Here is a 3,519-nt window from a genome sequence, read left to right as displayed (position 1 = left end):
ACATCCTGCTGAAATTGCTTGCCTTTAAAATGATCTATCTTGATTCCTCCAAGCTATCTTTTCCATTCATTTTACCTTAAAATCAGTTTATCAGAAAACTTTGCAACAGAACCCTTTAAAGTATTATGAATATTCAAAACAACAGAGGGAGAACAGGAGTGAACACATGGGTGATTTATTAAAAAAAAAGAATTGATGCAATTATTAGAAATTTACCAAAAAATGGGAGAAGAATATCAAAAATTATTTAAAAAAGTGGAAATAAAACTTTATGAACTAACTAAGGAAGCATACATTTCCTAGACTTCGATCCGCCACAAAGCTTATGGCTGCGATTGCTATTCTACCCTGTTCAAATAATGGAAAAGCGATTTGAAATTCAAAAAAAATTTGTTATAATAGTCACATGAGAATCAATGAAGCATATTAAAACTAAATAATGAAAGCTTTGGAATATAACAGATTTTGTTTGTTGGTTATATTCATTGTGATCTGAACAGGCGGTGGACATATAAAAGGTCCATGCAGCCGGGCTGCAATTTTTGCGGCAGCAGAGTATGTAAATAATAAGGGCATACCTGTGGGACAGTTAATTCTGTTCTATAGGTGTGCCCTTTTTTATATATATATTTCTAAATAAAGGGGAGTGAAAAGATGAGATGAAATGGATTTGTAATAATTGGTAAGCAAAAAAACAAAAAATAAGAAAGAGGTTTTAGAAATGGTTGAGTATCTAACAAAAAGTAGGCAAGGACAATTTTTAGTTGTCGGTGTTTTATTTACAATCTTAGGGTTTATCTTTATCCCACTAAATGATGCATACAGTTCCATACTATTTTATATTTCAATTTTCTTTTTAGGCTTCTATGCGGCAAAACATGCTGTTGTTGAAACGATTAAAGATCGCTCACCAAATGTCGACCTATTAATGGTTTTGGCAGCAGTTGGTGCAGTAATCATTGATTTTGAGTCTGAAGGAGCGGCGTTGCTATTGATTTTTGCTGCTGCAGAAGTTTTGGAAGATTATGCAACGAACAAATCCACCAGCGCGATTTCAGAATTAATGGCGCAAGTACCCGACACAGCCCAAGTGCTAAAAGAAAATGGGGATGTAGTGGTTACCCCTACGAAAGAGTTAGTTATTGGGGACATTGTCGTGGTATCGAAAGGTGGTCAAATCCCTATTGATGGCTTGATCGACCGAAATGCAATCGTGAATGAAGCGGCTTTAACGGGTGAGTCTGTCCCAGTAGAAAAAGAGTTAAAGGAGGAAGTTTTTGCCGGAACGATTAATGAAGGAAATGTTTTTCATATAGAAGTAAACAAGACACTGAATCAAACCATGTTTTCCAATATTATCCGGATGGTTGAAGAAGCACAAAACAAACCTTCTCGAATCGCAAAGTTTATAGACCGTATTGAAAGTAAGTACGTGATTGGCGTTTTAATTATCATACCTATTTTCATCTTCTTTCTATATTATTTCCTAAGCCTACCATTAGAAGAAGCATTTTATCGTGGAATGGTACTTTTAACAGTGGCTAGTCCATGTGCATTGATGGCATCAGCTACACCGGCTACGTTAAGCGCGATAAGTAATGGAGCCAAAAACGGTATCTTATTTAAAGGTGGAGCCGCAATGGAAGCGTTAAGTACAATGAATATTTTGTATACAGATAAGACCGGAACATTGACGTATGGCGACTTCCAAGTGGTCGATTATCATTTGGACCAAGAGCTGTTAAAAGAAGTCATTTATATGGAGCAACAATCCAGTCACCCAATCGGAAGAGCAATTGTTTCTGCCTTTAAAGAGATTAACTTAGCACAAGTGAATCAAGCGGAATCGATTGAAGAAATTGCTGGTTCGGGAATTAAAAAAGGGGCAATCCTAGTTGGAAAACCGGATGCATTTAAGCAATATGATAAATTTGATCAGTTTGAAAAGCTACTGGAAAAAGGCGATACGACCATATTTGTAGCGAAGGGAAATGAAGTCGTCGGTTACTTCTCACTCCGGGATCGAATTCGTCCGCAGTCAGCGAGTACGGTTGCGGATTTCCAAAAAGAGGGCATCAAGGTTTATCTTTTAACGGGAGATAACGAAAAGGTTGCGGCACAGGTTGCAAAGGAAGTAAAGGTAGATGACTATATTTTTTCCATGTTACCGGAAGATAAAATAGATTTTGTCTTAAAAAGCCAAGGAAAAGAAGAAGTTGTTGGGATGATTGGCGATGGGATCAATGATGCGCCCGCGCTAGCGAATGCAGATATCGGAATTGCGATGGGAAGTGGCTCGTCAGTCGCAATGGAATCCTCTGATGTCGTTGTAGTGAAGAATGATTTGTCTAAATTGTTTTATAGCTATCAGCTAAGCAAGAAATTAAATAAAATCATTATTCAAAATGTCATTTTCTCCATCGCTGTTATTGTCAGCTTGATTACTTTAAATATGTTCGGCGTTCTGGGACTTCCTTTAGCAGTACTATTCCATGAGGGCTCCACAATCCTCGTCATCTTAAACGGCTTGCGGTTGTTAGGGTCCGAAAAAACAAAAGCGGAATTAAGTGGTGCTTATTAGACTGCATCATGATATTAGCTGAAAGGGTGAGCGAATATCTACAGCTTTTTAAATTTGTATCTGTAGGGAATGAAGCTTACCCTTGGCGAAAGCCTAAATCGTCAAAAAAGCTGATAATTTCTGAACAGAAATTATCAGCTTTATCTATTTTAAATACATGCTAAAAATCGTTTATTCAAACTTGATTGTCATCAATTATTAAAAACAATAAAGGAGCTATCATAGAGTTATACGAAAGAGTAAAACAAAAAAGACCGCGCAGTGAAAAACTATTTTCGAAGGAAAACCACTTCTTGATGAGGATCAATTCTTAATCTGATTCAATCCAGTAGACTTACATTACAAACAACAAACAGGAGGAAAAAATCATGCAAAGGTGTATTTTAGGAAAGAAAAATCAAATCACCGTCATCAGTGGCATATTAATCGTAATAATTTCCTTCGTTATCGATGGCCTCGATTTGGATGGCAACGGACTTATTTTTTAATCTAGCCACTTGAAGCACCTCGCCAATCTCTTGTTCGGACATTTGGGGCTTTGGGGAATTGATGTGAGCCAATCCTTTTTGAATTTTTTCCTGTTCAGCTGTGTGTTCAGATAAGAAAAAGCCCGCCCATTTTTTCATACCCCGGTCTTGATATTCGTCATTCAAATATTTCATGGATAATCACTCCTTTAGAACCATTATAAGAACAAGTGTTCGTTTTGTGAAGGGGGACAAGGAGTAAATGTCCTGATTTTTTTTATCAGCGACTTTCATTTACTGATGAAAAGAGAGAATAATAACAAAAGCAGGGAAAAGAAAAACTCCTATAATCGCAATCGTTTTTCCTTAAAAGACAAGAGTATGGAGTGCTTTTTTCAAAAGCATATCTATTGAAACCATTTTTTCGTTTTGTGTCGCCATACGCCCTGAACGGTTCTGTTGCAAAGTTTT

General features: G+C 36.8%; 2 protein-coding genes and 1 riboswitch. Of the genes, one reads left to right on the top strand and one right to left on the bottom strand.

Going from position 1 to position 3,519, the window contains the following annotated elements:
- The first annotated feature begins 482 nt into the window (after positions 1-482).
- Positions 483-591, top strand: a riboswitch (NiCo riboswitch).
- Between the two features lie 130 nt (positions 592-721).
- Positions 722-2,581 (top strand): heavy metal translocating P-type ATPase, encoded by a 1,860-nt coding sequence (locus tag CUS89_RS15935; RefSeq protein ID WP_104872798.1) that lies wholly within the window; start codon positions 722-724, stop codon positions 2,579-2,581.
- 422 nt (positions 2,582-3,003) lie between these two features.
- Here the strand turns inward: CUS89_RS15935 and CUS89_RS15930 are convergent, their stop codons facing one another.
- Positions 3,004-3,243: a hypothetical protein gene (locus tag CUS89_RS15930; RefSeq protein ID WP_002316697.1), complete on the bottom strand. Its 240-nt coding sequence runs from the start codon at positions 3,241-3,243 to the stop codon at positions 3,004-3,006.
- Positions 3,244-3,519: the final 276 nt, after the last annotated feature.

It is taken from the genome of Enterococcus mundtii (assembly GCF_002947535.1).
In the GTDB taxonomy this organism is placed as follows: domain Bacteria; phylum Bacillota; class Bacilli; order Lactobacillales; family Enterococcaceae; genus Enterococcus_B; species Enterococcus_B mundtii_B.
The sequence above is the reverse complement of the archived record's forward strand: the minus strand, read 5'-3'. Positions and strand labels throughout refer to the sequence as shown.